This is a genomic window from Halorussus limi (assembly GCF_023238205.1).
In the GTDB taxonomy this organism is placed as follows: Archaea; Halobacteriota; Halobacteria; order Halobacteriales; family Haladaptataceae; genus Halorussus; species Halorussus limi.
On sequence record NZ_CP096659.1, the window covers coordinates 949,133 to 968,682 of the forward strand.

Sequence of the window (19,550 nt, forward strand, 5' to 3'; positions counted from 1 at the left end):
ATGGAGCACGCCGACCTCACCTCGCGCGACGAGGTCCGCCCCGCCGAGGACGGCTACGACGCGATAATCGTCGGCGGCGGCGTCGTCGGCTGTGCGGTTGCCCGCGAACTCGCCGCCGACCGCGACGTGCTGCTCGTCGAGCGCGGCCAAATCGCCGCGGGGGCCACCGCGCTCGCCGCGGGCGAGATCACCATGTCCCCGTCGTACACCGACGAGTCGGCGGTCGCCGACCACGCCAACGAGTTCTTCCGCGAGTACGACGGCACCGGCGAGTTCTCGTTCACCGAACGGCCGAGCTTCGAACTCGTCCCGCCGGACCGCGAGGGCGAGGCCCGACGCCGCGTCGAGCGCCTCTCCGACGAAGGCGTCCGGGTGGCGTTCCTGAACGCCGACGAGGCCGAGCGCCGCCACCCCCGGTTCGACCTCTCGGCGTTCGCGGGGGCGGTTCGCCACGAGGAGACCGGCTTCGTCGACCCCTACACCTTCGCGGTCACGCTCGCGGAGGACGCGGAGGCGAGGGGCGCGACGGTTGCGACCGACACCGAGGTCACGGGCCTGCGGACGGCCGGCGGACGAGTCGCGGGCGTCGAAACCGAGGCCGGGGACTTCGACGCGCCCCTCGTGGTCGTCGCCGCGGGGTGGCGGACTGAGCGGTTCCTCCGCGAGCACGTCCGTCTCCCCGTCCGCCCCTACCGGACCCAGTGCGTGGTTCTGGACCCCGAAGCGGCGCTCGGCGCGGAGTTCCCGATGGGCTGGGTGCCCGGCGAACACGTCTACTTCCGGCCAGAACGCAACGGTGACCTGCTGGTCGGGGGCTGGTCGTTCGCGGAGGACGACCCCGAGGCCGCGAGCGAACGGGAGGACGAGGCCTTCCGCGACCACGTCGCCGACCTCGTTCCGAGTTTCCTCCGGGAGTTCGACCGGGCGAGGTTCGTCAACGGCTGGGCCGGAGTCGACGGCGCGACCCCGGACACGCGGCCCATCGTGGACGCCCCCGACGACGCTCCGGAGGGACTGGTCGTCGCCACGGGGTTCCACGGGCGCGGCGTGATGACGGCGCCGGTGGCCGCGAGCGCGGTTCGGGAACTGGTCGGCGGAGCGGCCGCGCCGTTTCCGCTCACTCCGTTCGCCCTCGACAGATTCGAGTCCCGGAGTCCGGACTTCGAGTTCTTCAGCATCAGCGCGGGCGACTGATACCGGCGACTCGGGGTACTCTAATCTCGAAGTAAACGCGTCGCGTTACTTTCGCACCATCGTTTCCGTCGGCGCGAGTTCGACGAATTACAGCCGACAGCGCGACGAGAGAACGGTTCGGCGAACGCGGAGTTACCGCTACCGGCTCACGTCGTCGGATGGCAGCGGTTGATGGCCTGATGGACCGACTCCTTCCGACCGAGGAAGGTGATGTGGTCGCCGTGCTGGAGAGTGAAGTCCTCGTTGGGCACCTCGCTCTCGCCGTTCCGGCCGACCAGCGCGATGAGGACGCCGTTCGGGAGTTCGTCGTCGAGTTCCGAGATCGTCTTGCCGACGAGGTCGTCGGCCGTGACCTCTATCTCCTGTACGTCGCCCGACCGGCCGAGTTCCGTCATCCAGTCCGACAGCGCCGGACGCTCGATGACGTTGTCGATTGCCCACGCGGTCGCCGACGAGGCGTCGATGGTTTTCACACCGAGGTCCTCGAAGGCGTCGACGTTGTCGGGGTTGTTGGCCCGTGCGATGACGGTCTCGGCGTCGAACTTCGAGTTCGACAGTTGCGCGACGAGCAGGTTCGCGTCGTCGTCGCCCGTCGCGGCGACGACTATCTTCGCGTTGTTCGCGCCCGCGCTCCTGAGGACCTCGGTGTCGGTTCCATCGCCGTGATGGACGGTGAAGTCCTCGCTTCGGGCTAGCTGTACCATCTCCTGGTCTCTCTCGATGATGACCACGTTCTCGCCACGGTCTTCGAGGCGTTCGGCGAGCGAGCGGCCCACCTTCCCGCCTCCTACGATGATTACACGCATAGGAATCACGTCCAAGTACTCCGCGATGTGTCGAGCGAACCCGCCCTCGAACACGACCGTCGCCAAGATGACGAGGAAGACGGTCCCGACGAGGACGTTCGCAGTCTCGTTCAGTCCCTGGTTCTGCAGTTGGACCGCGAACAGAGTGGCGACCGACGCCGGGATGATACCACGGGGTCCGACGGCGCTCATGAAGATGCGCTCGTTGAGGGTGTAGCGGTCTCCGGTCGTCGAGAGGAGAACGCCGAGCGGGCGGACGACCAGCGCCACGGCCACGACGACGACGAGGCCGCCGAGTCCGAGCGCCAGCAGGTTCTCGAACTGGAGCAGGGCCGCCAGCGCGATGAACACGAACGAGAGGACGAGCAGGGTGATGTCGCCCTTGAACGCCTCGATGTCCTCCTTGTACGGGATGTCGACGTTCCCGAGAACGATGCCCGCGGTGGCGACCGCCGCGATTCCGGCCTCCGCGGCCAGCGTGTTGGCGCTTCCGAACGCGACCAACGCGCCCGCCAGCGTGATGAGTCGCGCGTTCTGCGGGGCGTTGGTCGGCGAGAGGTCCACGTACCGGAGCAGGTACCAGACGATTCCGGCGACGACGAGACCCGCGAGAACGCCGATACCGAGGCGTCGGGCGAAGTCGCCGACGACCTCGTTGACGGTCGGGTTCTCGAGGACGACGACCTCGAACGTCACGACCGCCAGAATCGCGGCGGTCACGTCGTTGACGACGCCCTCGGTTTCGAGCGCAATCTCGACGCGGTCCCGGGCGGGAACCACTTCGAGGATGGGCGTGATGACCGTCGGACCGGTCGCGACCAGCAGCGACCCGACGAGCATCGCCACGTCCCAGGCGACCCCGAGCGCGAGTCTGACCGCGACCGCGGTGCCGACCAGCGCGACGACGGCACCGAGGGTCACGAGTTTGACCGTCTCCCGAGGGGCCTCGCGAAGCTTGTCGGTCGTGAGGTGGAACGCACCCTCGAAGACGATGATAGCGACCGAGAGGCCGACGATGGCCGACAGCGCGCCGCCGAACGCCTCGGGGGTGATTATCTGCAGGCCCTCCGGACCGATGATGATACCGGCGAGAATGAGAAACAGCACGCTAGGCACCTGAAAACGGTCGGCTAAGACCTGTGCTCCGACACCGAGACCGATGATTGCGGCGACGATGGGGACGAGTTGTGTGCCACCTTCTGCTGCCACTCTCTGTAATCCTCCGTACTGTTGTAAAGTGGGGACGGGTGTTTAAACCGGTCGGTAGCGGCCGGAGAGGAGGGTTGTTCGAGTTCGGACCGCCGAACCGAACCAGTATTTAAATAACCCGACCGCCCCACCGTAGCAACCACGACATGACCGACGCCGGAATCGTCGAGGGATGGGGCCGCGAGAGCGCGCTGTACGGGGAGTTCCGAGCCACGGCGCTCGACCTGCTGGCGACCGACGACCGGTTTCGGGACGCCCGGTCGGAGTGGGAGGAGTTCTTCGTCACCAGCCACGGCGACGCCTTCGCGGACGTGGACCGAGACAGGCCCAAGGACGAGTTGTTCGTGGACTCGCTGTACTACGACTTCGTGGTGGACCGCATCGTCGCCCTCGCCGAGCGCGAGTTCGACTTCCGACTCGTCAATCGGGAACCGCGAGCCAACACCGACGCGCTGTCGTTCGGGTTCCGGGAGTTACACGACCGAATCGCGGGCGAAATCGAGTCGCTCGACGGGAGCGTCCCCGACCCCATCGAGGCGGACCTCTCGAAGTCCGACCTCCGGACCGCCGACACGGGCTTCCTGCGGACGCTCTACGAGAGCGTCGTCTCCCGCGAGATTCGACTCGCGCTCGGCGAGTACCACACCCCGCGGGGCGTCGCCGAACTCGCCGTGGACGCGCTCGACGTGGCCGACTTCGAGGCCGCGACGTTCCTCGACCCCGGGTGCGGGTCGGGCGTGTTCCCCGCGGTCTGCATCGACCGCAAACTGTCGGCGATGAACGACACCCACTCGCCGGAGGAAGTCTTGGAGAACGTCACGTCCACCGTCGTCGGCATCGACCTGAACCCGGTCGCGGTCACGAGCACGAAGCTGAACTACCTGCTCTCGCTGTTGCCAGTCCTCGAATCGGCCGACGCGGACGCGGTCGAACTCCCCGTCTTTCTGACCGACGCACTCGGTCTGACCCGCGACGACGCGCTCTCGTTCGGCGGCGAGCGCTTCGACCCGACCGCCGACTATCTCGTGGGCAACCCGCCGTGGATTCCGTGGAGTCGGCTCTCGGAGGCGGTGAAAGCCCGCTGGCGCGAGGGGTACGACGGCCTCGACCTGCTCCCCCACGGCGGGGCCGCCTCCCGACTCGGCCACGCGAACGACGACGTGTCGCTGCCCTTCGTCTGGGTCTGCATCCGCCGCTACCTGACCGAGGGCGGCGGTGCGAGCTTCGTCCTGAAGCGCGCCGTCTCGAAGGGGCCCGCGGGCAAACTCCTCCGGACGCTGACCGTGGGCGACCGACCGCTCGCGCTCACCCGAGTCCACGACTTCAACCGCCTCCGACCCTTCGGCGAGCAGGTCGGCGCGAACGCCGCGATTTACGCGCTCCGGGCCGACGCCGACCACGAGTTCCCCGTCGAGACGGCGTCGTGGACCGCCGGTGAGGAGGAACCGGACTTCTCGACGGCAGCTTCGATGCGCCGGACCCTCGACCGCGAGGAGACCGCGCTCGTCCCGGTGGACGCCGATGAGCGCGCGTCGGCGTGGGTCCGCGAGGACGCCGAACGCGCCGCGCTCGGCGAGTGCGCCCACGACATCCGCCACGGGGTGAAAGACGACGCTCAGGACGTGTTCTCCATCAGTCGCGAGGAACTGGCCGAGATGGAGTCGGCGTTCGTCTACCCCTATATCAAATCGAAGCACGTCGTCAAGTACGGCCTGTTCGGTCACGAGTTGCGTCTGGTCCCGATGCGGAAGGCCAACGAGGACAACGAGGCGGAGTTACGGAATCAGTACCCCGAGACCTACGACTACCTGCGGAGTCACCGCGAGGCGCTGGAGGACCGCGCGTCTTCGTGGCTGGAGAAGGGACCGTTCTACAACGTCTTCGGACTGGGCGACTACACGTGGAGCGAGTACAAGGTGGTGTGGTGCAGGCTCGGGTTCAAACCCCACTTCGCGGTCGTCTCGACCGTCGAGGACGAGGACCTCGGCGAGAAATTGGTCGTCCCGGGCGACCACTACATGTTCGTCGCGGCCGGGAGCGAGCGGGAGGCCCACTTCCTCTGCGCCCTGCTCAACTCGGCGATATACCAGCGGTCGCTCGAGAACGTCGCCTCGGAGGGCAAAGCCAGCCTCTCGAAGACCGTGGTCTCGAAGCTCGAACTGCCCGAGTGGCGTGACAGCGAGCAACAGCGGCGACTCGCCGATTTGTCGATGGAAGCGCACGAAATCGTGCCCGAACACACAGACACGTCCAAGCGCGCTTACAACGCGAAGACGATACCCGAATTGGAGGCCGTTCAGGCCGAAATCGACAGTCTCGTCGAGAAACTGTTGGCCGACGACCGCGGCGCGGCCGGGGGTAGGTGACGGACAGTCGCGGGGACAGGCTAAGAGCGAGCGTAGAACAGTTGCGAGCGCGGTGCGGACCGGACGGCCGGTCAGGCTTCCTCGTACTCGCGGCCGTAGATTTCGTCTATCTCGTCGGCGAACCGCTCCAAGATGTTCCGGCGCTTCTTCTTCATCGTCGGCGTCAGCAGGTCGTTGTCCTCGGTGAACTCCTCGCCGACGACCCGGAACTGCTTGATTCGCTCGTGGGACTCGAACTGCTGGTTGACGCGCTCGACCTCCTCGTCCATCCACTCCCGGACCCGGTCGTTCCGGGTGAGGTCCCGGTCGTCGTCGGGCAGGTCGATGCCCTCGCTCTCGGCCCGCTTCCGGACGCCCTCGAAGTTCGGGACCACGAGCGCGGAGACGAACTTGTGGCCGTCGCCGACGACCACGACCTGTTCGACCATGTCGCTGGCCGCGAAGGCGTCCTCGATGGGACCCGGCGCGACGTTCTTCCCGGTCGAGAGGACCAGCAGTTCCTTGGCGCGCTCGCGGAACTCGATGTAGTCGTCGGGCCGGAGTTCCACGATGTCGCCCGTCCGGAACCACCGTTCGCCGGAGTCGTCCTCGGTGAACGCTCGCTCGGTCGCCTCGGGCATCTCCCAGTAGCCCTCGGTGACGTTCGGCCCTCTGACGAGGAGTTCGCCGACCTCGCCCTCGGAGTCGTCGAAGGTGTCCTGCGAGACCACCGTGCCATCGACCCGCACCTCCGCGTCCACCACCGGTGGACCGATGGTGCCGACCTTCGGTTCTTCGGACGGGTTGACCGCGACGACCGGGGACGTCTCGGTCAGGCCGTACCCCTCCAGAATCGGCATCCCCATCCCGTGGTAGAGCGCGCAGAGTTCGGGCGAGAGGCTTCCGCCGCCGCTGATGAGGAAGTCGATGTTTCCGCCGAGACCGTTCCTGACCTTCCGGAAGACGAGTTTGTCGGCGACGGCCCGCTTGGCCCGGAGCGCGAGACCCGGATTTTCGGTCTCGAAGTACTCCCGGCCGACTTCGGTGGCCCACTCGAACAGGCGCTCGGAGACCGGCGAGGACTCGGCCTGCTCGCGGATGGCGTCGTACATGCGCTCGTAGACCCGCGGGACGCTGGTCCCGGTGGTCGGTTCGACCTTCTGGAAGTCCTCCTGTAGGGTCTCGGGGTCCTCGGCGTAGGCCACGGTCGCACCCGCCGCGAACATCAGGAAGTGGCCCGCGAGTCGTTCGAGGACGTGAGCCAGCGGCAGGAACGAGACGGTCCGGGCGTTCTCGTCGATGGCGGGTTGGTCGCCCTTGTCGGGCCGGGGGCCGAACCGCTTGTAACACTGGTTTACGTTCGCCCGGAAGTTCCAGTGGGTGAGTTCGACGCCCTTCGGCTTGCCGGTCGTGCCGGAGGTGTAGATGAGCGTGGCGAGGTCCTCGGGGTCCCGCGCTTCGAGCCACGACTCGTACTCGTCGGGGTCGAACGCCTCGCTCCCGCGCCGGTATAGGTCCCCGAGCGTGTGGACCTCGAAGTCGGCGTCCTCCACGAGCGACTCACCGCCACTACTCAGTTCGTCCATCACGACCGCGAATTCGAGGTCGAGCGAGTCCTGTACCTGAACGACCCGCTCCAGCAGTTCGGCGTTCTCCACGACCACGCCGTCGGCGTCGGGGTCGCCCAGCAGGTACTCGACCTGATTGGGCGACGACCCCCGATAGACGGTGGTCACGACAGCGCCCGCCGCGAGCAGGCCGAAGTCTACCTGCGCCCACTCCATGCGCGTGTCGGCGAAGATGCCCACCCGGTCGTCGGCCTCGACGCCCAACTCGCGGAACCCGGCCGCGAGCGACCGGACGACGTCGCGCATCTCGGCGTACGAGAGCGACCGGAACTCCCCGTCGGCCGCCGCGGAGACCGCCGACCCCGCGAGCGACCGGTCGTACACCCCGCCCTTGTACTGCTGTGCCGGACGGTTCTCGTGCCGGGCCGCGCTCTCCTCGAACAGTCGCGGTATCGTGGACCGGCCGACCACTTCGCCGTCGTACTCCCGTTCGGCGTCACGCCACTCCATACCATTCAATCAGAAGCCCGTGACATTAAGGTACTCCCGAACTTTCGGAGCGTTCAATCGCGTTTATCGGGCGGCGCCCGGCGGGGCTACTCGGTCTCCTCGGCCTCGACGATTTCCTCGCGCGTCACCTCTCGGCCGAGTTCCGCCGACCGGTAGATGCCGTCGGTGACGACCATCGACTCCAGCGCGATGTCGGCGGTCGGCGGTGCCTCGCTGTGGCCGAGCAGGTCCGTGACCCAGTGGTAGAGCGGGTCCGCCCAGAGTCCGGCGTCGTAGGCCGCCCGGCCGCGCTCGCCCCGGAGGTACTGCTGGCGGAACAGGTACTCTTCGAGGTCGGCGCTGGCGCGCATCTCCACGTCGCCGACCGTGGCGAAGTACTCGAAGGGGTCGAGTCGGACGCCGCCCTGAGTGCCGACGAGCGCACTCGACTCGTCCTCCATGTAGCGCGACCAACTCGTCCGGACCGAGAGGACCGCCCCGTCCGCCAAGGTGACGAAGGCCACCGCCACGTCCTCCACGTCGTAGCCGGTCTCCTCGATTCGGCGCTGGTACTCGCTCCCGGTCTCGAAGCGGTCGGGGACGGTCCGGAACGTCTCGGCGCGCACGCGCTCGACGCGGGGTATTTCGAGGGCTGACGACCCGCCGGTGGACGACTCGCCGGCCGACGGTCCGCCGCCGGACGACGCGGCCGACCCGAGCAGGTAGAGCAGTTGGCCGACCGTGTAGCTCCCGAGGTCGAGGACGACGCCGCCGCCGGCCGACTCCTCGCTGACGAAGGCGGGCGTCCCGTAGCCGTCCACGTAGGGCGTCCCGCGGCGGCGCGCGCCGAGCGGAACCGCCTCGGGGTCGCCGTCGCCGCCGAACGCCAGTCCGGGCGACCGGGCCGCGGTGGCGTGGTAGACGTCGCCGAGCGCGCCCGCGTCGGCCAGCGCCTTCGCGGCCAGCGTCTCCTTGGTGTAGAGCAACTGGTTCTGGACCGCGAGCCGATTTCCGGTCCGGTCGGCGGCGTCGGCCATCCGCCGGGCGTCGGCGTAGTCGCCGGCCATCGGCTTCTCGCAGAAGACCGCCGTACCGGCTTCGAGAGCGTCCACCGCGATGTCGGCGTGGATGGTCGCGTGGACGCAGACGTTCACCGCGTCGAGGTCGGTCGCGTCGAGCATCGCGCCGTGGGTCGGATAGCTCTCGGCGGCGTACCGCTCGGCGAGCGCCTCCGCCTTCGGTTCGTCCACGTCGGCGACGGCGACGATTTCCGCGCCGGGGATTCGGTCGTAACGCGCCGCGTGGTTCCGGCCGCGGTTGCCCGCGCCGACGATACCGATTCGGATTGGCTCGGTGAGGTGCGCTCCCATCAGAATCAGACAGTCGTGCGACGCGGACCCCTAAACCGCTGATGGTCGCCGCGACCCGAACCCCAGTCCGGCCGGTATCGGCAGCCACTTCCTGATTTCTCGACCGTAACGCGGCGTTCGCGGGGCGTTCCGCTCGCCGACCGACTGTTCCGAGCGGCGCGGCGTTTCGGCGGCCGCGGGTTCCGATTCGCGGGACGACGAGGCCATATCTCTGGCTTATCGCGAGAAACCGCTTCGTGACGACTGAAACGTGCGATACCACTTTTGTACGTATAGCCGTTCCTACGGACGCAGCGAGGCGGATGCCGCCGAGAGACGGCACGCGGAAACGGAGAGTTCAATTCATGACAGACGAACGCGACTACGGCGGAAACGAGCGAATCGAATCGCTGACCAACGACCTCGGAAGCGCCTTCGAGTCCCGGCGAGGGTTCCTGAAGAAGGGAGCGACCGCGTCGGCGGTCGGTCTCGGACTTTCGGCGGGCGCCGGCAGCGCCGTGGCGGCCGACGACGAAACCACGACGGAGGGCGAGGGCAGCCAGAAGTACGTCGACACGCTCAACTACGCGCTCACGCTCGAACGACTCGAGGCGACGTTCTACGTGGAGGGGCTACAGAAGTTCAGCGAGTCGGAAATCGAGGACTCGGAGATCGGCCAGAAGTTCGGAGACAAGGTCCAAGCGTCCATCCAAGAGCAACTCGCGACGATTCGGGACCACGAGAAGGCCCACGTCGAGACGCTCGTGAAGACGATAAACGACCTCGGCGGCGACCCCATCGGCGAGGACGAACTCGAGTTCCAGTTCCCGCTCGAAAGCCCCGAGGGGTTCATCGAAACGGCCCAGACGCTCGAGACAACCGGCGTCTCGGCCTACGACGGTGCGATAAACCTGCTGAGCGGGAGCGACCAACTGCTGACCGCGGCGGCGACCATCGCTACGGTCGAAGGCCGCCACTCGGCGTATCTCAACGGACTGACCGGGAAGTCGCCGTTCCCGCGAGCGTTCGACGAGGCGAAACCGCCCGAGGAGATTATGAAGGCCATTCAGCCGTTCCTCGCGTCCGAAAACTGACCGTCGGCGTGACACTCAGCTGGATATTTCTATCTACGAGGTCGGGAGACCCGCCGAGGTCGAAGTTCGACGGGTGACGACCGGGTACGCGTCTGATTTCGGATGGAGTGGTCCGAAACGCGCGAGTCGGTGAAACGTACGTTTCACTCTTGCGACGATATTTATCCGTTCGGTGCGCAACGACGCGACGTGAAACGTCGAACGTATCTCGCCTCTATCGGTGTCGGTGCCGCCGCGCTCTCCGGCGGTATCGTGCTGAATCGGTCCGAAAACGGCTCGGAGAGTCTGGAAAACGAGAACGCGCGCGTCGTCTACGAACACGAGGACCTCCGACTAGAGACGCTTCGGGACAGCGTCAGACTCGGAGAGACGATACGGTTCGAGGTCACCAACACCAGCGATTCGACAGTCGTCCTCGGATGCGACAACGCGTGGATCGTTCAGACGTATTCGGACGGTGAGTGGCGAGACGTTACGGACACGCCGCGGAGTCACTACCAGATGTGTGCGCTCGAACTACCGCCCGGGGAGTCCCGCGTCGAGAGTGCAACGATGTCCAAAGAGCGACTGGAGACCCAGACTGGGGACCTCCTCGGAGAACTGCGTCCCGGTCGGCATCGGTTCGTCCTCCTCGAAAGCAGTCCTCGTCTGGCCGCGGACTTCCGGATTATTCCCTCCGAGTGACTGTCCAGATAGCTCTCTCCAAGTGACTGTCCAAATGACTCCATCCGAGTGACTGGTCTTGCGAGTCAACTGCGTGTTGACGAGCGAAGTCACACTCCCGACCGCTTCGAGACGTTTGGCGAGCGCAGGCGGAGAGATTACTCGTCGTCGCGGTAGTCCAGATACGTCACGACGCCCCGGACGTTTAGCCGGGCCTCCTCACTGGCCTTGCGTTCGCCCCACACGTCGACCATCTCGGCGTTCTCCACGAAGTAGTCCTCCACCTCGTCCGCGTCGCCCAGTTCCTCGTACTTCTCCTCGACCGTCTCGACCCACTCGCGGAGGACATCGGCGTACTCGTCCATGACGCCCTGCTCGTACTCTCGCGGGCCGAAGTGGGGGTAGAGCAGGGCCTCGGGGTCGAGGTCCCGGATGGTTTCGAGGTCGGTGAGGCACTGGTCGAGGTCGAAGTTCGAGGGCGGCGACGTCTCCCGAATCGTCTCGACCGAGGGGACCCAGATGCCGGCCGCGTCGGCGGTGAACACCGAATCGTCGTCCCGGTCGTGAAAGAGAACCTGATGGGGCGCGTGGCCCGGCGCGTGGTACACGTCGAGGTGGTGGTCGCCGAGTTCGATGGTGTCGCCGCCGTTGAGTTCGACCACGCGGTCCTCTGGCACGGGTTTCGGTTCGACGTAGAACTCCCACTGGTCGCCGACCGCCGCCTTCGTCCCCTCCACGAGGCGTTCCGGGTCCACGAGGTGGGGCGCACCGATTTCGTGGACCATCACCTCGGCGTTGGGGCAGGCCTCGGCGAGGAATCCGGCACCGCCGGCGTGGTCGAGGTGGACGTGCGTCGGCGCGATGACCGCCACGTCCTCGCGGGCGATGTCCAACTCGTCCAGCGCGTCCAGAATCAGTTCGTGGTGGGTCCCGATTCCGGTGTCGACGATGGCGGGCCGAGCGGCATCGTAGATGTAGACCGCGCCGTACTCGTCGGTGTCGTACATCCCGGTGTCGAGGTAGTAGAGGTCCGAACAGTCGCCGACCGTGACCTCTCGGAGGTCGCCTCTTGGCATGTTCGTTGGTGGGTCGCGGCGGGGTAAAAGGTGTTCGCCCGCGGAAAGGTCGTACGCCGTCTCCGAATCACGCCCCTGTCAACCCCTGCCCCACGAACGATACGGTTTTTTGCCGGGAGCAGAATTGAGAGAGTAGGAATGCTAGACCGGAACTACATTCGGGACAACCCCGAGGAGGTCCGCGAGGGACTCCGCGAGCGCGGGGCGGACGTGGACCTCGACGTGATTCTGGAGAAGGACGAGGAGTGGCGCGACCTGAAGGCGCGCGGCGACGACCTGCGCCACGAGCGCAACGAGGTCAGCGACCGCATCGGCGAGTTGAAGCAGGCCGGCGAACACGACGAGGCCGACGAGGCCATCGAACGGTCGCAGGAACTCAAGGCCGAAATCGAAGAGGTCGAGGAGCGCGCCGCCGAGTTAGAGGAGGAACTGGAGGAGGCGCTCCTGCGCGTTCCCCAAGTCCCCCACGAGAGCGTCCCCGAGGGCGACGACGAGGACGACAACGTCGAGACCCGCCGCGAGGGCTTCGACGACCTGCGCGACCTGCCCGACGAGGTGACGCCCCACTACGACCTCGGCGAGGAGTTGGACATCATCGACGAGGCGCGGGCCGCCAAGACCACCGGAAGCGGCTACTACTTCCTCAAGGGCGAGGGGAGCCAACTCGAACACGCCCTGATGCAATTCATGATGGACGTCCACCGCGAGCAGGGGTATCAGGAGATATTCCCGCCCATCCCCATCAACAGCGAGTCGATGACCGGGACGGGCCAGTTGCCGAAGTTCGCCGACGACGCCTACAAACTGGAGGACGAGGACCTCTGGCTCTGTCCGACCGCGGAGGTGCCGGTCACGAACATGTACCGCGACGACATCCTCCTGAAAGACGACCTCCCGCTGAAGCATCAGGCCTACACGCCGAACTTCCGGCGCGAAGCGGGCGAACACGGCACCGAGACGCGGGGCATCGTCCGGGTCCACCAGTTCAACAAGGTCGAGATGGTCAACTTCGTGGAACCCGACGAGAGCTACGACCGCCTCCGCGAACTGCTGGACGAGGCCGAGGAGGTCCTCCGACGCCTCGACCTGCCGTACCGCGTCCTCGAACTCTGCACGGGTGACCTCGGCTTCAAGGCCGCCAAGCAGATAGACCTCGAAATCTGGGCGCCCGGCGACGACATGGACGACGGCCCCGAGGAGGGCGGTCGGTGGCTCGAAGTCTCGACGGCCTCGAACTTCGAGGACTTCCAGGCCCGGCGCGCCGGCCTGCGCTACCGGCCCGAGCGCCACGAATCGACCGAGTACCTCCACACGCTCAACGCGTCGGGATTGGCCCTGCCGCGCGTGATGGTCGCAATCCTCGAATACTACCAGAACGACGACGGCACCGTCACGGTGCCCGAGGCGCTCCGGCCCTACATGGGCGGCAAGGAGGTCATCGAGGGCCACGAACCGGTCGGCGAGAGCGCGCTCGGCGCGGGCGAGAAGGACTAACTCGTCGTCAGGTAGACCCCGACGGCCGCCAGCACGATTCCGAGGGCCTTCTTCGCGGTCAGCGGGTCGTTCAGAAACACGACGCCGAGCAGCGAACTGCCGACGAGGAACATGCCGAAGATGGGGACCACGACGCTGACCGGGCCCGCTCCCAGCGCCTGATAGTACGCGATGATGCCGACGCTCAGGAAGACTCCCGCCGCGTACATGTAGACCGCGTTCTCGCCCGCGAGGTACGGCGCGACCGACTCGTTCCGGTAGACGATGACGACGGCCGCCGACACCGCGAGCATGCTGTTGGCCACCAGCGCGACGACCGTACTCGGAATCTGGTTGGTCGCCAGACTCGCCAGCGGCGTGAAAATCGAGTAGCCGACCAGCGCGACGACCGCCCACGCGATGTAGTTCATGGCGGCCCATTGGAAACTGCCGCACGTATCGGTTGGGATTCCGGAACGCGTCCCGTCCCGCGACCGGGACGCGCCGGCGACGCGTCCGCCACGTACGGGCGACCGACTGCCGGCTACCTCACTCGCTCAGCGGCGTCACGTCGAAACTCCCGCACTCGGGGCACGTCTCGCGGTCGGAGAAGAACCGCTCGCCGCAGTCCCGACACTCGTGGCTCGCTTCCTCGTCGGCCGCGGCTTCCGACGCCTGCTTGAACTTCTCGACTTTGTTGCCGAGGTCTCTGAAGAGGCCCATAGTAACTAGAGAAGCACAGCCGAGGGATAAGCTTTGGCAGCGAGTGGCATCCGTAGCTACCGGGCGTCGGTACTTACCGGGTGTAGGTCCGGATTCGAGCGATGCTCGGACGTCCATCACCTCGACCCGCGTCCGCCTCGCTCTCGTCGGGCGCGTCCTCGACGTCGAAGCTGTCTACGAACGCGAACATCTGAGCGCCGTCGGCGTCCAGCAAGCGACCCTCGACCGCCACCCCGTCGCTCGCGGCGAAGACGGTCCGGACCTCGTGGGACGTGTCCTTGTTCGGCCGGTCGTCGCGCATGAACCCCACGAGCGTCTCGCGGCCCTCGATGGTCCGGTCCGGGCGCTCGTGGACGACGTCCGGCGCGAGCAGGTCCTCGAATCGGTCGTAGTCGCCCGCGTCGATGGCGTCGTAGTAACTCCGGGCGAGGTCGGTCGGGTCGGTCACGTCGGGACCGACGGTCGTCGGCCGTATCAACCCATCCGATTCGTCGCGTTTATCGGGGTCGGCCGAAATGGGGCGAGTATGAACCCGCTTCACGCCCGGTACCCGTTCCTCGCGGCGGCCCGCGAGAGCGTCCGCGAGGCCGACATCGGTCTCGTCGCCGTCGTGACGGGCGACGAGCGCCACCCCGCCGTCGAGCGCGGCGTCGAGCGGGTGCGCCGCGCGCTCGTCGACGGGACGGTTCGTCCCGACCCGGACGGGGAGCGACGCTGGAGCACGCGCGCGGAACTGCTCTCGTATCCGGTCGCGCGCGTGCTGGTGTCGCTCGTGGACGCGCCCGGCGCGGTCGAGAAGTACGCCAGCGCCGAGGCCGACACCGCCTACGAGCGATTCACCGACGACTTCGAGAACCCCGACGACGGCCTGAAGTCCACGGCCGACACCGCAATCACGCTCGACGCGCTCCTCGCGGAGTTCGACCTATCGGACGCGGTCCGGGAGACCGCCGCGGGCGACGGCTACCGCGTCGCCGTCGGGCGCTATCTCGCGCTCTCCTCGAACCTCGACGGCGAGTCTTGGACGCTCGCCACCCGGCAGTTGGCCGACGGGACCGTGAAAGTCTCCGAGGCCGAACTCCACGAACTCCTCCGGGAGGCGGTCCGCCAGCGCGTCGCCGCGGGCCTGCCGACCGACGTGCCCGACGAGATTCGCGACGGTCTGACCGACGAGGTGGCCGAGTTGCAGGACACCTTCTCGGAAATCGACATCTCGCGGGACATCGACGTACTCGCGCCCGACTGCTTCCCGCCGTGCGTCGCCTCGCTGGTCGAGCGAGCGCAGGACGGCGAGAGTCTGGACGACCCCGCGGAGTTCGCACTGGTCGCGTTCCTGACCAGCGCCAACGCCGACACCGACGAACTGCTGGCGCTCTGCGGCGTGGACAGTGACACTCGCGCGAAGGCGGTCCGCTACCGGTCGAATCGGGTCGGCGACGAGTCGGGCGCCCAGTACGCGCCGCCATCCTGCGAGACGATGGCGGCCTACGGCGAGTGTCCGGTCGCCGACGAGGCCGACCCGACGACCGACGCCCGCTGTGACTCTGTCTCCCACCCACTGGCCTACTACGAGGACGCACTGGCCGCCGCTGAGAGCGCCGGAGACTGACGGAGTAAAAACGGGGGTGCGGAAATCGAAAGCGAAGACCGCGAAACTCGGTTAGAATTCAGTACTGCCGCGACATCCAGATTCCGACGCCACTCATCAACAAGACGAACAAGACGATGACGCCCACGACCGCCAACGCTCCCGTCTGCGTGAGGCCGCCGTTGCCGTACGTCATGCCCACGCCGACGAGGAGGGCGATGAACAGGCCGACGGACCCCGCACCGACGAGAATCTCGCGGCGCGTCTCCTGGTCTACCATAGCGGTGGCTTCCCATGGTATCGGCAAAAGGGCTTCGATAACCACTCTTTCCAGCGGTCGCGCCGCAGGCGGCGCTCCCTCGCGAAAGCGTGGTGAGAAACCGCGGCGTCACTTCCTCGCTCGGTCCTCTCCGTTCGGTCGCTCCGTCAAGGGGTTTCGTGGTTCGCTCGCGGTCGAACCGGCGGCGTGCGAGCCGTCGGCCCGGTGAAACGTGTCGGTCGAGTTAGGCGCTTTCTCGCCCCCAATTCATTCATCTCCTCGTCCCTCGAATTTACGCGTTATTGAACCATTACCGTCCTGTCTCGCACTTCTAGCCGTACTGGTAGATGCAACACTTAGGAGCGTCCAGCACCTACACATTCGTACGCGGAACCGACCGAGGGAGAGAGGAGGAGGGGTGGAGACGCCGATTTTGCGGACCGTCGGTCGGCCGCACACTGAGAGGGAAGCCCATGGAAAACACAACAGCTTCCGAACGAACGCGAGCATCGCTGCCTCCCGCGGACGGCGTGACCGACCTCCGGTCACAGCGCGCCCGCATGGAGCGCATGGCAGTTACGGCGCTCGGCGGCGGCGTCTACGAAGTCGAGAGCCAGACTGGCAACACGTACTCCGTGGACCTGCTCGGCGGGCGGTGTACCTGTCCGGACCACAACTTCCGGCACGTCAGGTGCAAGCACATCCGACGGGTAGCGATGGAGGTCACGGCGGGACTCGTCCCGCCGCCCGGCAAGCGGGCGGTGGCCTGCCGAAACTGCGGCGACGAAATATTCGTGGACGAGACCGAGTCGGGGCCTCACTTCTGCGAGGAGTGCAACCTCGAACCCGGCGACACCGTCGTGGACCGCGAGACCGGCGACCTGCTGGTCGTGATTCGGACGACGAACCGGCGGGCTGACGAGGTCGAAATCACCGGCCACGACTGCACCGTCGCGGCGTACTCGACCAACGAGGGCTACCGCGACGACGACGTGGTGGTCGAAGCGATGTACCCGGTTCCGGCGGGCCTCGGTCCCGACGACCTCGAACCCACGCACCTCCGGCGCTACTCGTTCCCGCGCGGGCGACTCGCCCGCAGGCGCGAGGACGCCCGGCCGGCCGACCGCGAGGACCAGTCGGCGCTCGACGACTTCGAGGCGTCCGTCTGAGGCATCGGGCGACCGTCCGAGACCGTCGAAGCGGAGAACCGGAACGCCGCGAGAGCGCGGAGACCCGTACTACTCCAGCATCGAGGCCGCCTCGTCCGGCGAGAGAACGCCTTGTTCGACCGCGTGAAGCACGTCGCGGATGTCGTGGCCGTCGTCGTCGTCCGAATCGTCGTCGGTCGCTCTGAGCGCGTCCATCGGGTCGCCGTCTTCGAGCGCCGTCTCCTTCTTGACCCGGTAGTTGCCGCCGTCGGTCTGGTGAATCTCCGCGGGGTGGAAGAAGTACCAGTCCTCGCGGTCGAACCGGACCCCGATTTTCGGCTTCGCGCCGAAGTTCTGCGAGAAGTAGACCAGCGCCTCTACCTCCTCGCCGGTGAGGTAGATGGGGTCGCCGGAACTCGACTTCGCCTCGATGGCGTAGAAGGCGACGCCGTCGCCCGCCAGCACGTCCGGGAGTTCGCGTTCGGTGGCGCTCCCGCTGGCGGGTGCGCGCATGACCGCGAACCCGGCCTCGTCGAGTCGGTTGACGAGTTCGCGCTCGCGCCTGTCGCCCTTCGCGTTGGACATCACGGCACCCCCGGAAGACCCGTCGCGTCTGCCATGTCTGGTACTCTCGCCTTCCCCGTGTTAAGTCCCTCGGGAGCGCGGTGGAAGTGAAGCGCCCGGCCTCGACGCGAGCGTCCGCCTCTCGGGCGGCCAGACCGCTTTTTGTCGAACGGTCCGACGCTATCGGTAGTGGCGAAGGAAGAACTCGACCGGCGAATCGAGACCGAACCGCCGGGTCAGGGCCAGAAGTCCAAGCAGGAGATTCTGGCCGAGGAGATTCAGGAGGGACTGGAGGAACTCAGACGCCCGGCCGACGGTCTGTTCCTGTCGGGCATCTCGGCCGGACTCGACATCGGGTTCGGTCCGCTGTTCATGGCGGTCCTGCTCACGATAGTCGGCAAGGGATGGGGCGACCCCCTGACGCGAATCGTCGTCGCCAACGCCTACGCGGTCGGATTCATCTTCGTCATCGGCGGCCGGTCGGAACTGTTCACCGAACACACCACGCGCGCCAGCCTCCCCGTCTTCGACGGCCGGGCGAGCGTCGGCGAACTGGCCCGGCTCTGGGCGCTCGTCTACGGCGGGAACATCCTCGGCGGCAGCGTCTTCGCCGTCGCGATGGTGTCGTTCGCGCCGGCCTACGGTATCGTCGAGCCCTCGGCGTTCACCGAAATCGCGTCGAACCTGACGTCTCACGGCCCGTGGCTCCTCCTCGCTGGCGGCGTGGTCGCCGGGTGGCTGATGGGCCTGCTCTCGTGGCTTCTCACGGCGGCCAAAGAGAGCATCTCGCGCATCGCGGTCGTCTGGCTGGTGACGACCGGCATCGGTCTCGCCCACCTGCCCCACTCCATCGCGGGCAACGTCGAGGTGCTGGCCGGGACGCTCGTCTCGCCGCGCATCTCGTTCGCGCAGTACGCCGGGTTCCTCGCGCTCGCCACGGTCGGCAACGCCGTCGGCGGGTCGGTCTTCGTCGCCCTGCTGAAGTACGGCCACGTCGTCCGCGGTGGCGGCGAGTCCGAGACCGGGTAGCCGTTCGGACGAAGCTACTCGGGACCGACCTCGCCCGTCAGAAACGCCACCGCGGCCTCGACGGCCTCGTCGTCGGGTTCCATCCACGGCATGTGGCCGCGGTCCGACAGCGTCACGAAGTCGGCGTTCGGCATCGCTCCCGCGACCGGCCGACCCACCGACGGCGGCCAGAAGTAGTCCTCGGTGCCCCAGACGAACCGGGTCGGGAGCGCGAGGTCCCGGACCTCCTCGCGGAGGTCGAACTGGGGTCGCATCCCCCGCATCGTGCCGAGGGCCTCCAGCAGCGACCAGAGGCTCTCGCGCTGGCCGGGCAGGCCCTCGCCGACGACGCCGGGCCGGAAGTAGGCGTCGGGAATCGCCGCGTCGTCCTCGACGTTGATGCGCCGGAACTCCGCGCGGGCCTCTGGGACCGTCTCGGCCTCGAAGTAGTCGAACAGCCAGCGCCCGACGACCGGCAGGTCGAACAGGCGGAAGAGAAACGGGATGTCGAGCGAGAGGCCGGCGGGCGCGCCGACGAGGCAGAGTCGCTCGACGCGCTCGGGGCGGTCCACCGCGAGCGCGAGCGACTGGAACCCGCCGAGCGAGTTGCCCATCACGGCCGTCTCCTCGACGCCGACCGCGTCGAGGAAGTCGGCGACGTACTCGACCGCGAACTCCCGAAAGCCGGTCTCGCGGTAGTCCACCGCGGTCGAGAGACCGCGGCCCGGCCGGTCGGGCGCGTAGACGGTGAAGTGGTCCGTCAGGGCGTCGAACATCGGCACCCACGTTGCCCCGTTGGTGCTGAGTCCGTGGAGGAGCAGGAGAGGCGGACCCTCGCCAGCGGTCAGGTAGTGGACCCGGCCGGCGGGGTCGGGGAGGTCGGCGTATCTGGATTCGGCGTCCGCGTCGTAGTGGTCGCAGACCTCCGCGAGGGCTTCGACGTAAGGTCGCGCCGTCTCGCTCGGGCGGTGGTCGTACTGAAGCGTCACGGTTC

General features: G+C 67.2%; 18 protein-coding genes. 8 read left to right on the forward strand and 10 right to left on the reverse strand.

Annotation, left to right across the window (positions count from 1 at the left end; genetic code table 11):
- On the forward strand, nucleotides 1-1,194 hold the full coding sequence (locus tag M0R89_RS04930; protein WP_248651455.1) for an NAD(P)/FAD-dependent oxidoreductase: 1,194 nt from the start codon (nucleotides 1-3) through the stop codon (nucleotides 1,192-1,194).
- Nucleotides 1,195-1,340: 146 nt separating this feature from the next.
- Here the strand turns inward: M0R89_RS04930 and M0R89_RS04935 are convergent, their stop codons facing one another.
- Nucleotides 1,341-3,209 (reverse strand): cation:proton antiporter domain-containing protein, encoded by a 1,869-nt coding sequence (locus M0R89_RS04935; RefSeq protein WP_248651456.1) that lies wholly within the window; start codon nucleotides 3,207-3,209, stop codon nucleotides 1,341-1,343.
- Nucleotides 3,210-3,355: 146 nt separating this feature from the next.
- Between M0R89_RS04935 and M0R89_RS04940 the strand changes: the two genes are divergently transcribed.
- A complete protein-coding gene (locus M0R89_RS04940; RefSeq protein WP_248651457.1) occupies nucleotides 3,356-5,575 on the forward strand; it encodes an N-6 DNA methylase in 2,220 nt (739 codons plus the stop codon).
- A 71-nt stretch (nucleotides 5,576-5,646) separates the two neighbouring features.
- Here the strand turns inward: M0R89_RS04940 and M0R89_RS04945 are convergent, their stop codons facing one another.
- Both M0R89_RS04945 and M0R89_RS04950 read right to left on the reverse strand, forming a co-directional pair.
- The gene (locus M0R89_RS04945; RefSeq protein WP_248651458.1) at nucleotides 5,647-7,632 is read right to left on the reverse strand and encodes an AMP-dependent synthetase/ligase; all 1,986 of its coding nucleotides are present in this window, start codon (nucleotides 7,630-7,632) and stop codon (nucleotides 5,647-5,649) included.
- 86 nt (nucleotides 7,633-7,718) lie between these two features.
- Entirely contained in the window at nucleotides 7,719-8,981 is a 1,263-nt protein-coding gene (locus M0R89_RS04950; protein WP_248651459.1) for a Gfo/Idh/MocA family protein, read from the reverse strand.
- 344 nt (nucleotides 8,982-9,325) lie between these two features.
- Between M0R89_RS04950 and M0R89_RS04955 the strand changes: the two genes are divergently transcribed.
- Nucleotides 9,326-10,054, forward strand: a complete 729-nt coding sequence (locus M0R89_RS04955) for a ferritin-like domain-containing protein (RefSeq protein WP_248651460.1) — start codon at nucleotides 9,326-9,328, stop codon at nucleotides 10,052-10,054.
- A gap of 189 nt (nucleotides 10,055-10,243) precedes the next feature.
- Complete coding sequence (locus M0R89_RS04960; RefSeq protein WP_248651461.1) at nucleotides 10,244-10,738, forward strand: hypothetical protein; 495 nt, start codon at nucleotides 10,244-10,246, stop codon at nucleotides 10,736-10,738.
- 137 nt (nucleotides 10,739-10,875) lie between these two features.
- On the opposite strand, the gene M0R89_RS04965 is transcribed toward M0R89_RS04960, so the two are convergent.
- Nucleotides 10,876-11,793 carry an MBL fold metallo-hydrolase gene (locus tag M0R89_RS04965; RefSeq protein ID WP_248651462.1) on the reverse strand — a complete coding sequence of 306 codons (918 nt, stop codon included), beginning with the start codon at nucleotides 11,791-11,793 and terminating at the stop codon, nucleotides 10,876-10,878.
- A 138-nt stretch (nucleotides 11,794-11,931) separates the two neighbouring features.
- On the opposite strand from M0R89_RS04965, the gene serS reads away from it, so the two are divergent.
- The gene (gene serS / locus M0R89_RS04970; RefSeq protein ID WP_248651463.1) at nucleotides 11,932-13,287 is read left to right on the forward strand and encodes a serine--tRNA ligase; all 1,356 of its coding nucleotides are present in this window, start codon (nucleotides 11,932-11,934) and stop codon (nucleotides 13,285-13,287) included.
- On the opposite strand, the gene M0R89_RS04975 is transcribed toward serS, so the two are convergent.
- The 3 genes from M0R89_RS04975 to M0R89_RS04985 form a co-directional block, all read right to left on the reverse strand.
- A complete protein-coding gene (locus M0R89_RS04975; RefSeq protein WP_248651464.1) occupies nucleotides 13,284-13,697 on the reverse strand; it encodes an EamA family transporter in 414 nt (137 codons plus the stop codon). The two genes, serS and M0R89_RS04975, sit on opposite strands and share 4 nt — an antisense overlap.
- Nucleotides 13,698-13,815: 118 nt before the next feature.
- Nucleotides 13,816-13,989 carry a hypothetical protein gene (locus M0R89_RS04980; protein ID WP_248651465.1) on the reverse strand — a complete coding sequence of 58 codons (174 nt, stop codon included), beginning with the start codon at nucleotides 13,987-13,989 and terminating at the stop codon, nucleotides 13,816-13,818.
- Nucleotides 13,990-14,062: 73 nt separating this feature from the next.
- Nucleotides 14,063-14,437: a nuclear transport factor 2 family protein gene (locus M0R89_RS04985; RefSeq protein ID WP_248651466.1), complete on the reverse strand. Its 375-nt coding sequence runs from the start codon at nucleotides 14,435-14,437 to the stop codon at nucleotides 14,063-14,065.
- A gap of 78 nt (nucleotides 14,438-14,515) precedes the next feature.
- Here M0R89_RS04985 and M0R89_RS04990 point away from each other — a divergent pair, with 78 nt between their 5' ends.
- Nucleotides 14,516-15,598: a DNA primase large subunit PriL gene (locus tag M0R89_RS04990; protein WP_248651467.1), complete on the forward strand. Its 1,083-nt coding sequence runs from the start codon at nucleotides 14,516-14,518 to the stop codon at nucleotides 15,596-15,598.
- A gap of 58 nt (nucleotides 15,599-15,656) precedes the next feature.
- On the opposite strand, the gene M0R89_RS04995 is transcribed toward M0R89_RS04990, so the two are convergent.
- Complete coding sequence (locus M0R89_RS04995; protein ID WP_248651468.1) at nucleotides 15,657-15,857, reverse strand: DUF7472 family protein; 201 nt, start codon at nucleotides 15,855-15,857, stop codon at nucleotides 15,657-15,659.
- 452 nt (nucleotides 15,858-16,309) lie between these two features.
- Here M0R89_RS04995 and M0R89_RS05000 point away from each other — a divergent pair, with 452 nt between their 5' ends.
- Complete coding sequence (locus M0R89_RS05000) at nucleotides 16,310-17,005, forward strand: SWIM zinc finger family protein (RefSeq protein WP_248651469.1); 696 nt, start codon at nucleotides 16,310-16,312, stop codon at nucleotides 17,003-17,005.
- Nucleotides 17,006-17,074: 69 nt separating this feature from the next.
- On the opposite strand, the gene hjc is transcribed toward M0R89_RS05000, so the two are convergent.
- Complete coding sequence (gene hjc / locus M0R89_RS05005; protein ID WP_368408853.1) at nucleotides 17,075-17,569, reverse strand: Holliday junction resolvase Hjc; 495 nt, start codon at nucleotides 17,567-17,569, stop codon at nucleotides 17,075-17,077.
- A 168-nt stretch (nucleotides 17,570-17,737) separates the two neighbouring features.
- Here hjc and M0R89_RS05010 point away from each other — a divergent pair, with 168 nt between their 5' ends.
- Nucleotides 17,738-18,577: a formate/nitrite transporter family protein gene (locus M0R89_RS05010; protein ID WP_248651471.1), complete on the forward strand. Its 840-nt coding sequence runs from the start codon at nucleotides 17,738-17,740 to the stop codon at nucleotides 18,575-18,577.
- Nucleotides 18,578-18,591: 14 nt separating this feature from the next.
- Here M0R89_RS05010 and M0R89_RS05015 read toward each other — a convergent pair whose 3' ends face one another.
- Entirely contained in the window at nucleotides 18,592-19,545 is a 954-nt protein-coding gene (locus M0R89_RS05015) for an alpha/beta fold hydrolase (protein WP_248651472.1), read from the reverse strand.
- Between the last annotated feature and the right edge of the window lie 5 nt (nucleotides 19,546-19,550).

Excerpts from the sequence above, each read along its gene's own strand:
- M0R89_RS04965 (WP_248651462.1), bottom strand. The coding sequence starts at position 11,793 with ATGCCAAGAGGCGACCTCCGAGAGGTCACGGTCGGCGACTGTTCGGAC.
- M0R89_RS04975 (WP_248651464.1), bottom strand. The coding sequence starts at position 13,697 with ATGAACTACATCGCGTGGGCGGTCGTCGCGCTGGTCGGCTACTCGATT.
- M0R89_RS04990 (WP_248651467.1), top strand. The coding sequence starts at position 14,516 with ATGAACCCGCTTCACGCCCGGTACCCGTTCCTCGCGGCGGCCCGCGAG.
- M0R89_RS04980 (WP_248651465.1), bottom strand. The coding sequence starts at position 13,989 with ATGGGCCTCTTCAGAGACCTCGGCAACAAAGTCGAGAAGTTCAAGCAG.
- M0R89_RS04930 (WP_248651455.1), top strand. The coding sequence starts at position 1 with ATGGAGCACGCCGACCTCACCTCGCGCGACGAGGTCCGCCCCGCCGAG.
- M0R89_RS05000 (WP_248651469.1), top strand. The coding sequence starts at position 16,310 with ATGGAAAACACAACAGCTTCCGAACGAACGCGAGCATCGCTGCCTCCC.
- serS (WP_248651463.1), top strand. The coding sequence starts at position 11,932 with ATGCTAGACCGGAACTACATTCGGGACAACCCCGAGGAGGTCCGCGAG.
- M0R89_RS04945 (WP_248651458.1), bottom strand. The coding sequence starts at position 7,632 with ATGGAGTGGCGTGACGCCGAACGGGAGTACGACGGCGAAGTGGTCGGC.
- M0R89_RS04995 (WP_248651468.1), bottom strand. The coding sequence starts at position 15,857 with ATGGTAGACCAGGAGACGCGCCGCGAGATTCTCGTCGGTGCGGGGTCC.
- M0R89_RS04955 (WP_248651460.1), top strand. The coding sequence starts at position 9,326 with ATGACAGACGAACGCGACTACGGCGGAAACGAGCGAATCGAATCGCTG.
- hjc (WP_368408853.1), bottom strand. The coding sequence starts at position 17,569 with ATGTCCAACGCGAAGGGCGACAGGCGCGAGCGCGAACTCGTCAACCGA.
- M0R89_RS04940 (WP_248651457.1), top strand. The coding sequence starts at position 3,356 with ATGACCGACGCCGGAATCGTCGAGGGATGGGGCCGCGAGAGCGCGCTG.
- M0R89_RS04950 (WP_248651459.1), bottom strand. The coding sequence starts at position 8,981 with ATGGGAGCGCACCTCACCGAGCCAATCCGAATCGGTATCGTCGGCGCG.